The sequence below is a fragment of the Reichenbachiella sp. genome (genome assembly GCF_039941815.1).
Taxonomy (GTDB): Bacteria; Bacteroidota; Bacteroidia; order Cytophagales; family Cyclobacteriaceae; genus Reichenbachiella.
In genome coordinates this window covers 657,729-671,387 of sequence record NZ_JBDVDW010000032.1, presented here as the reverse complement: position 1 = coordinate 671,387, position 13,659 = coordinate 657,729, and the positions used below count along the sequence as shown (strand labels likewise).

Below are 13,659 nucleotides of genomic sequence, written 5' to 3'. Positions count from 1 at the left end.
TACATAGCGAGATTTGTGCTATGATTTGAAATTTCGGAGTTGATAGGTAAAGGTGAGCATGAGGTACTGACGCAAAACTTCCGTTCGTTTTTCTTGTAGATAAGAGGATCCAACAGTCTGTGATACATCACGATTTTGATTGAGTAAATCAAAAACTGACAATTCCAGTTCGGCCTGATTATTCTTCAAAAATTTCTTCGCCAAACTCATATTCCAAAGGAAATATTCTGTGTCAAAAGATTCGTTTACTCCCTGATAGTTTTCATAAGTCAAATCTGTCCTGAAGACAAACATCTTCCAAAAAATAATATTCGCTTTTGCACCAAGTACATGTGTCAGATATCTACTATTAGAAACCTCCTGTATAGAATTAGTAACCTTGTTGGTACTGAGATCATAGTAGACATTAAAATCTGTATTTTCATCAATATTACTTGTCAGCGCCAGTCGGACATTCCCACTGTAGGTATTTGAGTGATTGAGAATACCATTGGTCATGCCGGGCTGGCGGGTATAGCTCACGCCTACCGTGGTGTTGATATTCGTTTTGATTGCTGGCAAAAGCATACCAAAGCTGGTATTGTTAGACACTTGCCAATACCCATCCATATTCACCGGTTGGGATATTTGTGTGCCACGAGGAATGTATAGATCTTCGGTGTAGACGCTATCTTCAGTAAGTACATAGGTGGCACTCGTGAGGTAGTCTTCAAGTATTTGTGTATAAGTAAAGTTTGAAAAGGTGGTGTTTTTGTCCGAATTGGTCTTTGTATAACGGAGAAAAATGTTGTGTGTATAGCTTTGCTTTAGAAGCGGATTTCCAATTGACCAGAAAAGCGGATTACTATTATCCAACACATTTTGCAATTGGGTGACTGAAGGTGCACTTGTGCTGGTGCGATATCTAAAAGTGATGTTGGCTCCATCGCCAAATTCCAATCTCCCGACTATTATGGGTAAGAAGTTATGAAACGATTGTTGAAAGCGAGTATTACCAGGCAAACCATCTTCGCCCAACAAGGTGGCATATTGATAGGTAACTCCAAAACGATAGAAAAGGTCATAGGAGCGATTGCTGAATTCAAGTGAATACCTATGCCTGGTATAATCACTGTCAAAATCATTGGTCAATGAAGAAATTGACTCCGTCTCAGTACTACCAAAACGACCATCAAATGCCTCTTTTGACAAATTTCGATTATCATAATCTATTTCATAGGAGGCACTTAACAATGCTGTATTACCAATAGGCTCAGCATATGAAATCGAACCCCCGAATTCATATTCATTTCTGTCGGTAGAATAAATAATGACAGAATCGGTTGTCAAATCATGGTATAAGCTGCTGTTCTTCTTCGTATTTCTTTCCATATCAAACTCCAACGAGATAGATCTTCCGATTTTCTCAAACTTATGCTGATATATAAGTTTATTTTCAAAACTGAGAGCCTCATCCTCGGAAGTGAAATTGTTTTGTGTTTGGTTTGTAAAACCCCCATCATCAATTGAAGTTTCGCCCAAAGTACTCTCCTGCCCTATATATTTCTGAAAACTTAAAGATGGATGAACAATTAAATTATTGTTCTCATTGATGTTATAAAAAAAACGTGAATTGAATCTATGATTGTAGTTGTCCGCCTCTTTGATTTGCTCTTCTGTGTAGAATTGGCTTTGGTCTTCCAAGAAAGTTTCTCGACTTAGCTCCTGATCTTGCACGTTATTGGTTTGGTTGAAAAAATAACTACCCTCGAGTTTTACTTTTTCACCCCACTCTTTACTCAAGTTGCTCCCTAATGAGTTCGTTTCTGTGATTCCATTCTGGATACCGGTCATCAAGGCTCCGCCAGATTCTCTCCTGCCTGATCGTGCAGACGCAACTCCCACCAAATCCTCTTCACTAAAATTTTGTTGGTTGATATCGTTGGACATGGCTAGTAGCGTCAATCGAGACTCTTTCTTGAACGAGTTGAGCTGACCGCCTATTTTATACCTGTCATCAGATCCGTAGCCTCCATAAAGCTTACCGAATTGACCTTGGCCACGATCGACCTTCGTGACCACGTTCATCGTCTTGGTCGTATTGCCATCATCGAATCCTGTAAACTGTGACTGCTCACTTTGCTGATCGAATACCTCGATTTTTTCTACCACTTCGGCCGGAATGGTGTTCAAAGAAAGTAAGGGATCCTGACCAAAAAATCTTTTGCCATCCAGTAATACCTGCTGAATACTCTCACCATTTGCTGTGACCCCACTATCGTCCACCATAATTCCCGGCATCTTGGTTACAAGATCCCTGGTGCTCGCATCAGGATTGACACTAAAAGCTTCAGCATTGTAAAGTACGGTATCTCCCTTTTGCTCTACAGGTATGACAGCTCCCTTAATTTGAACCTCATCAAGAATTTCAACATCTGCTGTAAGTCTGATCTGACCCAGATCAAGCTCACTATTTGTAACTCTGAGAATCTGTGTATGGGTCTTGAAGCCAAGGCTGGTGATATGAAGGCGATAGAAGGCTCGTTGCAGATTTTGAATCAAGAATTCACCCTTGTCATTCGCAATCCCATATTTAGACTGAGTCGAATCTTTGATATTTATTAGAAGAACACGTGCACCTACAAGAGCGGAAAGATCCTCTTTGTCCACTACCACCCCACTTACATTTATCTCCACAGTTTGAGCCATAGGAGTGTCCAATACTACAAACACTAGAAACAGAACGACTAGCCACCTAGTCATCATTGACCAACGCCTGATTTTTCGCGCCTTTCTTCCATCCGTTTTCGTTGATTCTGTACAATTTCGTCATAGATTTTCATTTGCTCCTCGTTGAGTACATCAGAAACCAATTGATATTTCTCTTCCTGTAGCTTGGTCATTTCTGATCTCATTTTCTCACGATCACGTGTTTTTCGTATTTCTTCAAATTTCTCACTGGCAGTTTCACCAAATTCCTGATAGATCCCATCGAGCAATAATTTCTGATCCCCTGACAGATCAGTCACTTTTTTATACAAATTCTGTTTCTCTCGCTGTGCCATTTCATCTGGAGATATGCGAGGACCACGTGGTGGCTGGGCCAGGGTTATCCCCAACGTCATAAACAATATCCAACCGGTTAAAATCAATTTCTTATTCATCTTTCTTTATTTTTAATCAACCTTATAAATTAGATCATGCGTTTGCTTCATTAAGCAGATGGCATATCGACTCCGTTTATTAAATTGTAACTATAGACGGCAATAATAGGTGTTGAGTCGCGCTGATTTTCAACTATTCAACCAAGAGGGGAAACTTGTAAACGATCTTGTTGAATTTCTCAACAAGAAAGATTGTAATCGAGAGGTAGGTTGGCGTTCTATTGCTAATTATAGAATCACTTATCCATAAATTTAAGCTATTAATATTGGAAAGAGAAAAGTATGACAAAATAGGAGTTGGTTACAACAATACCCGTAAGGCAGATCCCTACATCTGTCAGAGTCTTATTTACCATTTGAATGGCCAACAAGATCAATCATTTTTGGACATAGGGTGTGGATCAGGAAACTATACATCCGCATTTATAAAAGCGGGATTAAATTTCATAGGAATGGATCCATCTGAACATATGCTCAGACAAGCACAAAGAAATTGTCCAGAGGGTATTTGGAAACAGGGACGAGCTGAGAACACTGGTTTTGACGAGGACTTTTTTGATGGTATAGTAGGAAGTCTTACCATTCACCACTGGCAGAATCTGGATGACGCCTTCCGGGAATTGTATCGGGTAATGAGGCCTAATGGCGATTTGGTCTTGTTTACATCTACGCCAGATCAGATGAAAGGATATTGGCTCAATGCCTACTTTCCCAAGATGCTTTCAGATTCTATGATCCAAATGCCGCGATTAGAATTGATCACTCAGTCTCTGACGAATGCTGGGTTTAAGATAGATGCAATTGAAAAATATTTTGTCACCTCTGAATTACAGGACCTCTTTTTATACAGCGGAAAACAAAGACCTTCACTATATCTTGATCCAGAAGTACGACATGGCATATCCTCCTTTTCGGACCTTGCTAATCAAAAAGAAGTGACAGCCGGCATAAAACAACTGGCAGCAGATATTGACAATCACGAGATTCAAAACGTAATGAGTCGCTATGAAAATGATCTAGGGGACTACCTATTTGTAAAAGCACAAAAAAATTAGTCTCTCCTCCTTTATCAGGGCTGCTTTAATCCCAGTTGATTGTGGTTTCAAACATATCGTGGCCACGGGCCATAGACTTGCTAATTTGAACGGAGAGGTTTTTGCATCCGCAAATTTCCAAAGCCATTTCCATCCATCCAGCGATTCGATACTCGATGAATTCATTCTTGATAGGCAACTGTGTAAACTGAATGATCATAGATTTGTCTGTACTGTGTGCTACTGTTAGATCCGTTGGGTCATAGAAAGTAGCAATGACACGCGATGCTCTCTTCAGCAGAAATGCAGGAGAACTAACCAGTACAAAAACTTTATATATCCCTGTCAATCCCATTTTTGCGCTATATCTACCAGACTCCCATGCGCCTTGTTTCTTATCCTGATAAAACATATCGCATAGTACTTTTGTGGGCGCAATCACGCCTGGCTCGACAGGATACCAATTGGCTGAGGATACCGTAGACAAGAGAAGACTGGAGGCTTCTGAAAGGTTCTTTTTCCAGTCTTCATACTTACTTCCATGTACATCGGAAACGAAGCTATCGATACTTTTTATTACTGACCCTCGTACTTGCATAGTAAAACGATATTAGATTGATTAATTTCAAATATAAGAATATTGAGGAAATCAGCCGACACAATATTCAAAACTAAATCGTGGCTTATGGCAATAGATAAAATGAGGCTTTATGAAAATTGAGATACTTACTTTAGCTAGTGCAAATCTTGCTCTACAGCAATCTTTTTACGAGAGTCTAATCGGCTTCCAGGTAAGACATAGCAATTCTGAAGAATTGATGATTGAGGCAGGAGAGACGAAGCTCGTATTTAGAGCCACAAAATATAAACCTTTGTATCATTTTGCCTTTTTGATTCCGACCGGCAGTCTAGAATCAGCCATAGACTTAATTGAGTCAAAAGGGATCAAATTGCTGCCATTAAAGGGTGAGAAAATTATACATTTTGATTCAGGAAGAGCCATCTACTTTTATGATCCTGAGGGAAACATTGCTGAATTTATTGAACGTCCGAAGATCGACTACCCTAAAAAGAAGTCTTTTGCAGTTTCTGACGTCATCCGTATCAATGAAATCGGTCATCCTGTAATCAATCCATTAGAAGAAAGTGCAAAACTGCTGGCGGAAGATGGCCCAGGCATCATACCTATCAACCCTTCTGCATTTAGATCCAATTTTTGCTGGATTGGTGACCATGAAGGGGCCATTATAGTGGTAGAGACAGGTCGCCACTGGTTGCCTACCCAATTGCCCGCGGAGTTCAATGATTTTGATTTGACCTATAATGAATCAGGCCATTCCAAAACGCTTTCATTCAAAGCCGGCTCTTTCAAAGAGATTTGAGTTGTAGTAGATTTGTTCAGCAGATTTGCTGAGGTTTGCACTATGACAAATACTGCAGATTCTTGTCCGCTAGTCTCAATAATAATGGCAACCAAAGATACGGAACCGTATCTGCCAGATTGCCTCGACTCTATCATCAATCAAAGTTATCAGAATTGGGAGCTGATCGCAGTCAATGACCATTCTACAGATCATACACCAGAAATTCTAAGCGCTTACGCTGAGAAAGACAGTAGGGTCAGGGTTTTTCATAGCATCAAATCAAAACTTATTCCTGCCCTTCAGGAGGGGTACAGGCATGTGCGTGGCAGCCTAATCAACAGGATGGATTCGGATGACAAAATGCCTCTGGATAAGATCGAGGTATTAGTAAAAGAGTGGCAAAAATATGGTCGTGGACACATTATAGCCGGGGGTACCGAGCACTTTGTCGACGAGGGAGAGGTCGGTGGTGGGTTTCTGCGATATGAGCGATGGCTCAACGAGGTGGCTCGTCAAAGTCTGCATTATCAGGAAATTTACAAAGAATGTGTTATTCCCTCGCACAGCTGGATGGTGCATAAGGAGGATTTTGATGCTGTCGGTGCGTTCGATTCAGAAATCTATCCAGAAGACTACGATCTGACCTTTCGATTTTATAGGCAAAAATTAACTGTCATTGGCATAGATAAGGTTCTTCATTATTGGAGGGATCGTTCTAATCGTATCTCCCGAACTTGGGAGGAGTATAAAGACAATAGGTATTTTGGACTCAAGGTGAATAATTTCTACTCTTTGGACCGAGATGTGAGTCGCCCTATTGTACTATGGGGTGCAGGTAGAAATGGGAAGGATATGGCTAAGTTGCTCCTGGCTAGAGAGAGCAAATTTCATTGGGTCTGCGACAATACAAACAAAATAGGCAGGGACGTCTACGGGATTCGATTGCGTCACTATGAGCACATAACTGCCTTGGAAAATCCACAAATAATGATTGTGGTCGCTTCGCCTGATGGACAGGTCGAGATCAAAACCCAGTTGGAGGAATGGGGCAAAAAACCAGTCCAGGACTATTGGTTTTTTGCCTAAGGGTCTAGCCCATAATCTCTTTTACGTTCTTCTCAATTTTGTTTGCCAAAATATCGGTAGGCAAGTCATTGATATCCGAACCAAATGGATCTTCAATTTCCTCGGCAAGCAGTTCTATACTCATGAGGATATACAAAATCAATACAACAATAATGATGGTCCAGTAGTGATAGACTGTCACAAACGCGAATGGCAAGGTGGCGATGAAAGTGAAGATAAATTTCTTCATAAACATACTGTATGAGTACGGGATAGGAGTATTTCTGATCCGCTCACACTTCCCTGTGATGTCTGTAAGTGCACTTAATTCATTATCCATCACCCTGTACTGCTCAGGGTCTAGTACGCCCTCTTTTTTTAACTGATTGGTGATGACGAATAGCTTCTTGGCTATTGCATTGGGAATATGATAGAGGTTTTCGATTTTTAATTTAGCAACCATTTCCTCCGCCATATCAGTCGGCACTCCTTCTCTCAGGTGCTCTTTGAGGGCTTTAGGATAGGCAGAAATACACTCGGTAATGTAAACTCTCATTGGGTGACCCATAGGCACCAAAACTGAAAATTTCAGCGACATATTTCTGGTCTCGTTGACTAGCTCACCCCAAACCTTTCGGCCTTCCCACCATCGGTCATAGGCGCCGTTGGTCCTAAATACCAAAAAGAATCCAAGGACAATACCTAAGATACTATGTACTGAACTGGTACTGACAAAGTCAATATTCAATTCATAAAATACATAAGTGATCGAAGAAGTATAAACTGTGACGTATATGAGCGCGGGCAAAAGCCGCTTAAAGACGTATCTACTATAGCTGTGAAAGAGTAAGTTAAGCCAGCTCTTAGGGTTGTATTCTACCATGTGCCAAAACTATGTAAAAATGGCTAATTACAAACCATTTGTTAGTAGCTAGCTTTGGTCAATCTCTTAGCCTTCCTCTAAGCACACTTACCTTCCCATTGAATGGATTGCCAGAGGCTCTTCTAAACGAAACAATTTGACCTACATGCCAGACGGCATCCGAGATAGGGCCATTTAGTAGATTCCAGAAAGGATATTCTGATTTTCCACGATCACTAATAAATATCATCTGATAGGCATCAAGATCCTCAGCGGTACTTTCCCGAAGAACCAAGCTTGCCTCTTTTATAAATTGCAGCGTTTGATTTCTTTTTTCTTCGTAGCTCAAAGGCTCTTCCTCAGGTTGAGTGAAATCGTTAGGCAGTTTCTTGGTGGCCTTGAATAAGATCCTCGTGAGTCCGTAGATATGGTTTAGCGTTTCATCGGCTGTTCTGGCTTCTTCTGATGGTTTATATGACAAGTCTTCCGCTCTTAGTCCCACCGTTGCCCAGTAGTATCTAAACCCCAGACCATCCACCACTCGTGCAGCAACGGTACCGGCATTGTAATTGTCAGGATATTCGGGAATCTTGTAATAGTAGTCAGTAGAGTCTTGCGCATGGGCTGCAGTTTGGGCAAGTAATAGTAGGAATACTAGTTTTTTCATAATTGATGATCAGTAGAGTTGGTGAAAAATAACGCACATTGTTGAAAGAAGGTTGGAGGATTTATATGAACGGACTTGACAGGATTTGAATCGGAACGCCGAACCGCAGATCGTCTGACCGCAGACCGTCTGGCCGCTACCACCCCCACTCCTAAGTGGTGGCACTGCCTTAATAAATTAAAAAAAGACAGCCTTGATTGACTGTCTTTGGTTTCATCTGGTCGGAATGACAGGATTTGAACCTGCGACCCCCACGTCCCTAACGTGGTGCGCTACCGGACTGCGCCACATCCCGAATTTTATCCTTTGGGGTGGCAAATTTAATTAAAAAATTAAGTGTATATCAATAGCGTTCTGAGATTATCTAAAATTCAATTCTATAACTCAAAACAGGTATGATTCCAATTTGATCGTCTACAGCAATCTGCTGTAAGCCAGCATCATAATACTCACCACCATAGTTGAATCGATTTGTCATGTTCTGGATATCCAGACGCCATTCTGAAGTAGATTTAGGCTTATTTTTTCTAAAACTGATTTGCAAATCCAGTCGGAAATAATCGCCTACTCTGTTTGTAAATGCTCTATCGAAATCATTGATCTGCGTACCAGCCGCTCTGGATTGTTCTAAGTTTATAGGAATATTACGTTGATTGCCAGCATATGAAATCTTTGTACTCAATCCAAAAATATTGTTCTTTCCGTTTTTCCCCACATTCCATTCTTTTCCACCGAGGGCATGAAAATTATAATTGCCGTTGAAGCGGGTATTTCGTTGAATTCCGTCGCCTCCTTTATACTTTGACTCGAAAAGCGCCCCATTCACCATAAAGTAATAGTTGCGCGAAAACTTCTTGTCCAGGGTCATTTCTATCCCATAGTTGGTGCCAGTGCCTTCGTTGACCAGCGGTATAGTAGCATAGTCATCAGTTGAGTTGAGAGATGAATACCAGCCAAAGCGAGAGTCTGCGGCTACAGGAATGTTGTATAGATGCTGGTAATATATTTCTGTTTTGAAATATAAACTCGGGCTCAGAATTCGATCATACCCGATCACATAATGATTGGTCTTCGCCATTCCCAGATTCGGATTGTTGTCTACCGTAGTCCCGTCTGCATTGATATGATTGCCCAGGTAGTACTCGAGTGATTCGATACGGCTATGCACTCCAAATCCAGCCGTAAATGACTGATTTTCTCTAAACTGCCACTTTAGACTGGAGCGAGGTTCAAAGGACTGCTCACCTGTAAAACTGAATCGAAAATAGTGAAACCCATTCACTAGACTGAGCTGATCGCTGATGCGAAATTTCCACGAAGCAAATGCCTGTTGAGTGCCGGAAGAACCCTCATCGTTGAATGATTCAAAATCTATAAATGGTTCCGTGTTGTTGATATTGTGCTCCGTTTCCACAAAATCATAGTCCAGACGACTGATTGTGATACCAGTCTCAAGTATGTGTCTAGAATTAAATTTTTTGTTGAGTACTACTGCTCCACGCGTATAGCTTTTTTTAAATGACTCCCTATTAAAAAAATCTACCGTGTCGCGCTCATTCACAAACTTCACAAATTCATTATTACCCACCTCTGTGGCAGACACTGACAAAGTCGTTTTTAGGAAAGTGCTTTTATTGAGTATCAGGTCATGATTGATCCCAGCTACACCCATATTGTACTTTTCGATATCTTGTTTGTACCCAAACCCTGTTTGAGAGTATTTGCTAAGACCACCCATTCCGAATAGGGAAAAGGTACCAGCAGAGCGAGTGGGAAGGTTGATCTTTAGCGCTAAGTCCTGAAAGACATTTCTTTCATTCTCACCCATTTCTACCAATCCCAAATCACCTAAGATAGCCAAGGTGGAATATCTATAATTAAAAAGATAAGAGCTCCCGGATTCTTTGCTGATCGGCCCCTCAGAGGAGAGGTCCAGGCCTAGCAATCCTGCTTGAATTGTGTGCTCATTTTTCTCGTTGTTTCCTTTTCTTAAATTGATATCGAAGATCCCGGATAAAGCATTGCCATAAGTAGGAGCAAAGGCTCCAGTGAAGAAATCGGATCTGGATATTACTTGTGTACTAAACATACTGATACCGCCCGATGAGGCTCCTTCAGTAGAGAAGTGATTGGGGCTTGGTATTTCCACGCCTTCCATCCTCCACAGAATTCCGCGCGGAGTATTGCCCCTGATGATAATTTCATTATTGCCATCGTCTGTACCCATGACACCGGCAAACGAAGAAGCCAGACGCATCGGATCTCCAATACTGATTGGGTATCGTTTAGTCTCTTCCACCGTAAAAGATCGTCCACTGATCATCCCCATTTCGTTGAGCGGTTGAGAACCAATGCCTACCGCACTCACCACTATCTCTTCCATTTTGATTACAGACTCTACGAGTTGCACGTCCAGGATCAGTTCCTTGCCCGATCCAAGCAGTGCATTAGGAATGATACCTTCCTCATATCCGAGGTAATTGTATCGAATCGTCTTTCTTCCCACTTTTACATTTGGTATCCGATATCTACCATATTCATCCGTAGTTGCTCCTTTGAGCGGAGTGGTGCCGACAATGATCACAGTAGCACCAAATATGGGCTGCTGAGTGTCCTTATCGAGAATGGTACCCCGGATGGTCTGGGTGAGTTCATTATATTTCAGTACAATATTTTTATTGACTATCTCATAGGTGACGGGCATGTATTTGAACACTTCGTCCAAGACTGTCCAGAGCGAAATATTCTGTTCCTTTAGCGTCACTTTTTCGTCCATTGGAATGGTATTGGAGCTATAGGAAAAAGTATAATCAGATTGTTGTTCCAAATATTCAAGCACCTTTACAAGAGGTAGTTCATGAAAAAAGGTGTTGATTCTGATGTCCTGCCTCTCCTGTGCTACTAATGTGCCGCAGAGTAGATATAGTAATATCAGGCAATAAAACTTATTCATTGGTTTTTGATTTGAGTTTTGAATTTTTGACTATTTGACTGGGGAGCATCCTTCCCCATCAATCGTATAGCGATTGTTATTTTTTGAATAGGTTATGTCAGCTGATATCGAGATTATTTTTAATATCTCTTCTAGATTAGGTTTCTTAAATTCCCCTGTGAATCGACAATTTTTGAGGTTTTCATTGGTCACAGCTATTTCCACATCAAAGTACTGCTCAAGGTCTGCAAATACTTTTCCCAACGGAGTATCTTCAAATTTGAGGGTTTGCGAATGCCAGGCAAGTGCGTTTTGACTTTCAGCAATCAATGCCAGCTCTTCTCCAGCCTTATTATAATTGGCTGCCATACCTTTAGTAAGGATCAATTCTTTCTCACCGGCAGAAAAAGATACTTTGCCACTCACCACATATATTTCTACTTGAGGCTCTTCTTCCAAGGCTCTAATGTTGAAGGAGGTACCTAGAACATGCGTTTTTGCCTCATTGGTCTCAATAATAAATGGTCTATTTTCATCTCTAGCTATTTCGAAAAATGCCTCGCCTTCGAGTATCACATTTCTGTCATTTTCATTGAAATCACTTGCTACGGTCAGCAAAGTTGACTCGTTGAGCCGGATGTGGCTACTATCAGGCAGCATGATCCATTTGATCTCCCCTTCGAACGTTGCATAATGGTAGGGTTCGGTCTTGCCGAATTCTCGGAATAGGAAACCCAACCCTACGGTCAATACAACCATAGCTGCCAGGCGATACGCAAAATGTACCCAGCGAACTGTTTTAGGTTGGTGGTCTGATTTCATCCCGGAAAACTTCTCCCATGCTCCCTGCGGATCATCGGTGTATTTGAGCCTGAGCTTGCCGCTTTCGTTCCAGTGATTTTCCAACTCTCTAAAAACGATGCGCTGATCTGGTTGCTCTTCCAGATATTGTGTCAGTTCATCCTCTTCCTGAGAGGAGATAGTGGCAGAAAGCCGCTTAGCACTTAGGTCAAAAAATCTTTGATCATTCATGTTTTTACCAATAGGTACATCCTATAGACATACTCACAATAAATACACGTAGTATCTAAGAAATAAATTCTGTTGTTAGCTGAAAAAAATGATACCCTACCAGGATACCCCATCCCAGAAATTCAACAAAATAGTGCCTTAAGTCGGTTCTGAGCAATTTTAAGGCGTTAGATATTTGAGTTTCTACTGTTCGTATAGAAATATCCAGGTGTTCCGCAATTTCTGGATTGGTGAGGCCTTCAAAACGGCTAAGAGAAAATACGAGGCGGCATTTAGGACTAAGGTCTGCTACTGCTTTTTCTATTGCCGTTCGCATATCTTGGTTTGGAGGGCCTTCATTGCCCAAGTCTTCTGCGTATTCTAAGGGTAGAAACTCCTCTCCTAGGGTGTCATCTTTCTTGAGTGCGTCCAAGGCTCCATTGCGTGCCATCTGCACGATATAAGCCTTTGGATTTTTGAGTTCTTCGATCTGCTCACGCCTGTCCCAAAGTTTGAGGAAGACATTTTGTGCCACATCCTCCGCTGGTTCTTCACTTTTTAGAATATAAATGGCAGTCCGAAGCGCCACAGAATAGTACTTGAAGTAGAGTGCTTTGAATTTTTGATCCAATGTATCTTGTTCAGAAATGGCCGTCATGACTCTAGCGAAGATTTATCGCAAAAATTATAAAAAAGAGATTCAACATCAATGCAGACACGAAGTTTAATCGCATTGTATGTCTAAAATCAGCCTTGGTCTGATCTGACCATACTTTAGTAAACCAATATAAGAAATACAAAGTAACTGGAGATAGTAGCAAAACGAATAAAAGACTTATTTGCAAAGAAAAGGTTTCCATGAAATAAATGAAAAATCCCAATCCTGCACTAAAGAAAAATATACCTGTGAAGTAAAAAGTGCCGAGCACTCCTAAAATCAGACTTATTGTAATGTCTCCTCTTTTTTCGTCCTCTACATGCTGATAAATCTGTGTCATCGGATAGCTGCCGAGCAGCAAAAATGAACTAAGTAAAGCCGGTAGTTGCCAATTCCACTCCATCAAACTACCTAAAGAGATACCTGATACACCATGTACTGTCATCAAAAAGGTAAAGTACCCCTGAAAAATCCCAACTGACAACCATCCCAAAACGGGTCTCTTTTTGAGTCTCACCATTGGGTGGCTGTAGGCTTTTGAGGCTATTCCATAGATCAATAACATCAGACAAAATGACCAGCTGAGTAGTAACCCTAAGCCCAAAGCAGCCAAATCAAGCAAAAGAGACCAATTGTATAAATCTTTGGTGGTAGCAGGAGGGTTTTCCAAACCCCCTATACTCCCCTCGTCTTTGTCAAAATATGAGTTGTACCCGTTACTCGCTGGGTACAACAAGAAGTGCAGAATAAAGAATACTAGCAACAGTCTTATCCAATTTTCCCATTCGGAAAGGGCCACCCCAAATATAAATACCGGTAGCAGATAGAAGGAAAAAGAAAGTCTAAGATGAAGAAAAGTTGATTTTTTCATTGCCAAAGCATATTTCATCAATTTACCAAAATTGGAACGAAAATTTTCTGAT

At 41.1% G+C, this 13,659-nt stretch carries 12 protein-coding genes and 1 tRNA gene; 3 read left to right on the top strand and 10 right to left on the bottom strand.

What is annotated here, in order from left to right; genetic code table 11:
- Positions 1 to 18: 18 nt before the first annotated feature.
- A complete protein-coding gene (locus ABJF11_RS10120; protein WP_348119725.1) occupies positions 19 to 2,745 on the bottom strand; it encodes an outer membrane beta-barrel protein in 2,727 nt (908 codons plus the stop codon).
- Positions 2,742 to 3,143 (bottom strand): hypothetical protein, encoded by a 402-nt coding sequence (locus ABJF11_RS10115; protein ID WP_348119724.1) that lies wholly within the window; start codon positions 3,141 to 3,143, stop codon positions 2,742 to 2,744. The genes ABJF11_RS10120 and ABJF11_RS10115 overlap by 4 nt, the downstream gene beginning before the upstream one ends.
- A gap of 266 nt (positions 3,144 to 3,409) precedes the next feature.
- Between ABJF11_RS10115 and ABJF11_RS10110 the strand changes: the two genes are divergently transcribed.
- A complete protein-coding gene (locus tag ABJF11_RS10110) occupies positions 3,410 to 4,198 on the top strand; it encodes a class I SAM-dependent methyltransferase (RefSeq protein ID WP_348119722.1) in 789 nt (262 codons plus the stop codon).
- A gap of 25 nt (positions 4,199 to 4,223) precedes the next feature.
- On the opposite strand, the gene ABJF11_RS10105 is transcribed toward ABJF11_RS10110, so the two are convergent.
- Entirely contained in the window at positions 4,224 to 4,775 is a 552-nt protein-coding gene (locus tag ABJF11_RS10105; RefSeq protein WP_348119720.1) for a hypothetical protein, read from the bottom strand.
- A 112-nt stretch (positions 4,776 to 4,887) separates the two neighbouring features.
- Between ABJF11_RS10105 and ABJF11_RS10100 the strand changes: the two genes are divergently transcribed.
- A complete protein-coding gene (locus tag ABJF11_RS10100; protein ID WP_348119718.1) occupies positions 4,888 to 5,559 on the top strand; it encodes a hypothetical protein in 672 nt (223 codons plus the stop codon).
- An 84-nt stretch (positions 5,560 to 5,643) separates the two neighbouring features.
- Positions 5,644 to 6,627: a glycosyltransferase family 2 protein gene (locus tag ABJF11_RS10095; protein WP_348119717.1), complete on the top strand. Its 984-nt coding sequence runs from the start codon at positions 5,644 to 5,646 to the stop codon at positions 6,625 to 6,627.
- A gap of 4 nt (positions 6,628 to 6,631) precedes the next feature.
- On the opposite strand, the gene ABJF11_RS10090 is transcribed toward ABJF11_RS10095, so the two are convergent.
- The 7 genes from ABJF11_RS10090 to ABJF11_RS10060 all read right to left on the bottom strand — a co-directional run bounded on the left by ABJF11_RS10090 (position 6,632) and on the right by ABJF11_RS10060 (position 13,607).
- Positions 6,632 to 7,489 carry a bestrophin family protein gene (locus tag ABJF11_RS10090; RefSeq protein WP_348119715.1) on the bottom strand — a complete coding sequence of 286 codons (858 nt, stop codon included), beginning with the start codon at positions 7,487 to 7,489 and terminating at the stop codon, positions 6,632 to 6,634.
- A gap of 58 nt (positions 7,490 to 7,547) precedes the next feature.
- Positions 7,548 to 8,135: a hypothetical protein gene (locus tag ABJF11_RS10085; protein WP_348119714.1), complete on the bottom strand. Its 588-nt coding sequence runs from the start codon at positions 8,133 to 8,135 to the stop codon at positions 7,548 to 7,550.
- A gap of 218 nt (positions 8,136 to 8,353) precedes the next feature.
- A tRNA-Pro gene (locus ABJF11_RS10080) sits at positions 8,354 to 8,430 on the bottom strand.
- Between the two features lie 69 nt (positions 8,431 to 8,499).
- Positions 8,500 to 11,088, bottom strand: coding sequence for a TonB-dependent receptor (locus ABJF11_RS10075; RefSeq protein ID WP_348119713.1), 2,589 nt, complete (start codon positions 11,086 to 11,088; stop codon positions 8,500 to 8,502).
- A gap of 30 nt (positions 11,089 to 11,118) precedes the next feature.
- Positions 11,119 to 12,099: a FecR domain-containing protein gene (locus ABJF11_RS10070; protein WP_348119712.1), complete on the bottom strand. Its 981-nt coding sequence runs from the start codon at positions 12,097 to 12,099 to the stop codon at positions 11,119 to 11,121.
- 55 nt (positions 12,100 to 12,154) lie between these two features.
- Positions 12,155 to 12,736, bottom strand: coding sequence for an RNA polymerase sigma-70 factor (locus tag ABJF11_RS10065; RefSeq protein ID WP_348119711.1), 582 nt, complete (start codon positions 12,734 to 12,736; stop codon positions 12,155 to 12,157).
- 4 nt (positions 12,737 to 12,740) lie between these two features.
- Complete coding sequence (locus ABJF11_RS10060) at positions 12,741 to 13,607, bottom strand: UbiA family prenyltransferase (RefSeq protein ID WP_348119710.1); 867 nt, start codon at positions 13,605 to 13,607, stop codon at positions 12,741 to 12,743.
- Positions 13,608 to 13,659: the final 52 nt, after the last annotated feature.

Excerpts from the sequence above, each read along its gene's own strand:
- ABJF11_RS10115 (WP_348119724.1), bottom strand. The coding sequence starts at position 3,143 with ATGAATAAGAAATTGATTTTAACCGGTTGGATATTGTTTATGACGTTG.
- ABJF11_RS10100 (WP_348119718.1), top strand. The coding sequence starts at position 4,888 with ATGAAAATTGAGATACTTACTTTAGCTAGTGCAAATCTTGCTCTACAG.
- ABJF11_RS10075 (WP_348119713.1), bottom strand. The coding sequence starts at position 11,088 with ATGAATAAGTTTTATTGCCTGATATTACTATATCTACTCTGCGGCACA.
- ABJF11_RS10065 (WP_348119711.1), bottom strand. The coding sequence starts at position 12,736 with ATGACGGCCATTTCTGAACAAGATACATTGGATCAAAAATTCAAAGCA.
- ABJF11_RS10060 (WP_348119710.1), bottom strand. The coding sequence starts at position 13,607 with ATGAAAAAATCAACTTTTCTTCATCTTAGACTTTCTTTTTCCTTCTAT.
- ABJF11_RS10070 (WP_348119712.1), bottom strand. The coding sequence starts at position 12,099 with ATGAATGATCAAAGATTTTTTGACCTAAGTGCTAAGCGGCTTTCTGCC.
- ABJF11_RS10090 (WP_348119715.1), bottom strand. The coding sequence starts at position 7,489 with ATGGTAGAATACAACCCTAAGAGCTGGCTTAACTTACTCTTTCACAGC.
- ABJF11_RS10120 (WP_348119725.1), bottom strand. The coding sequence starts at position 2,745 with ATGATGACTAGGTGGCTAGTCGTTCTGTTTCTAGTGTTTGTAGTATTG.
- ABJF11_RS10085 (WP_348119714.1), bottom strand. The coding sequence starts at position 8,135 with ATGAAAAAACTAGTATTCCTACTATTACTTGCCCAAACTGCAGCCCAT.
- ABJF11_RS10095 (WP_348119717.1), top strand. The coding sequence starts at position 5,644 with ATGGCAACCAAAGATACGGAACCGTATCTGCCAGATTGCCTCGACTCT.
- ABJF11_RS10105 (WP_348119720.1), bottom strand. The coding sequence starts at position 4,775 with ATGCAAGTACGAGGGTCAGTAATAAAAAGTATCGATAGCTTCGTTTCC.